At 60.2% G+C, this 1,321-nt stretch carries 1 protein-coding gene and 1 other annotated feature; the gene reads right to left on the bottom strand.

The window, feature by feature from the left end:
• Nucleotides 1–41 precede the first annotated feature (41 nt).
• Nucleotides 42–1,276 (bottom strand): IS3 family transposase gene (locus EK369_RS21210; RefSeq protein WP_127116274.1). Its coding sequence is split into 2 segments (ribosomal slippage): nucleotides 42–979 and nucleotides 979–1,276, totalling 1,236 coding nucleotides; the frame shifts between segments, so codons are not numbered across the junction.
• Nucleotides 873–989: a sequence feature (AL1L pseudoknot), on the bottom strand. Its footprint overlaps the gene before it by 117 nt.
• Nucleotides 1,277–1,321: the final 45 nt, after the last annotated feature.

Below are 1,321 nucleotides of genomic sequence, written 5' to 3'. Positions count from 1 at the left end.
TGAACCGCCCCGGGTTTACCGGAGAGTTTCTGGTTCAATAGTTATGCCGCTTTCTCAACGGCGCTCAAGTCTGCTAAGAATGCCTCCTCTTTCTCTCGTGGCGTGACGTATCCGATGGCACTGTGCAGGCGTTCGGTGTTGTACCAATCGACCCATTTCAGGGTTTCCCATTCGACCTGGCCGACGGACTTCCAAGGGCCGAGGAAGTTGATGACCTCGGTCTTGAACAGACCAATGATGCTTTCGGCCAGGGCGTTGTCATAAGAATCCCCGACGCTGCCGACCGAGGTGTCGATGCCGGCTTCGGCCAGCCGCTCGGTGTACTTGATCGACAGGTATTGGCTGCCGCGATCGCTGTGATGGATCAACTTGTCCGCCTCGGACGGCGCCCGCTGGCAGATGGCCTGGTTTAGGGCGTCCAGCACGAAACCTGTCGTCATCGAGGTGGAGACGCGCCAGCCGACGATCTTGCGAGCGAAGACGTCGATGACGAAAGCGACGTAGACTGTCCCCTGCCAGCTTGAGACATAGGTGAAATCGGACACCCAGAGCTGGTTCGGCATCTGAGCTACGAAGGCCCGGTTTACTTTGTCGTCCGGGCATGGCTGGGCCGCATCGGGATTGGTCGTGATCACCTTCTTGCCGCGTACAACACCCTGTATTTGCATGGCTCGCATCAGCCGTTCCACCGTGCAGCGGGCGATGTCGCGCCCCTCACGGCGCAGAACATGCCAGACCTTGCGGGCACCGTAGCGGCCGCGGCTGGCCTCAAAAACGCGCTTGATCGCCGTTTCGTCCGTCCGGTCACGCTTTGCCCGAGCAGAGGCCAGTTCAGGGTCACGTTCAACGGCCTTGTGTGCATAAAAGGTCGATGGTGCGATCCCCAGAACCCGGCAGATCGGCCCGACACCGAAGACCTCTCTGTGCCTTTCGATAAAAGCGATCATCGCTTGAACGGGCGGTCGAGCTCCGCCGCTGCGAAATATGCGCTGGCCTTCTTCAGGATCTCATTGGCGGTTCGAAGCTCACGGTTCTCCCGCTCCAACTCCTTGATCCGATCCTTCTCGGCGCTCGTCAGGCCCGCACGTTGACCGGCATCCCGTTCCGCCTGTTGGCACCAGACCCGCAGGCTGTCCGGCGAGCAGCCAAGCTTTGGCGCAATCGCACGATACGCAGCGCTGTCGCTGGTGTAAGCCGCGCGGTTCTCTTGAAACAGCCGAACACCGCGGTCGCGAAGTTCAGCCGGATAGGCGGGGGTGAATCGTCTCTTCGTCATAGGGCTCATCCTTTGAGTGTTTTACTCTCCGGTAAACCCGGGGCG

It is taken from the genome of Shimia sediminis (assembly GCF_003990645.1).
GTDB classification, from domain to species: Bacteria; Pseudomonadota; Alphaproteobacteria; order Rhodobacterales; family Rhodobacteraceae; genus Shimia; species Shimia sediminis.
This window is presented reverse-complemented; position numbering and strand designations above follow the sequence as displayed.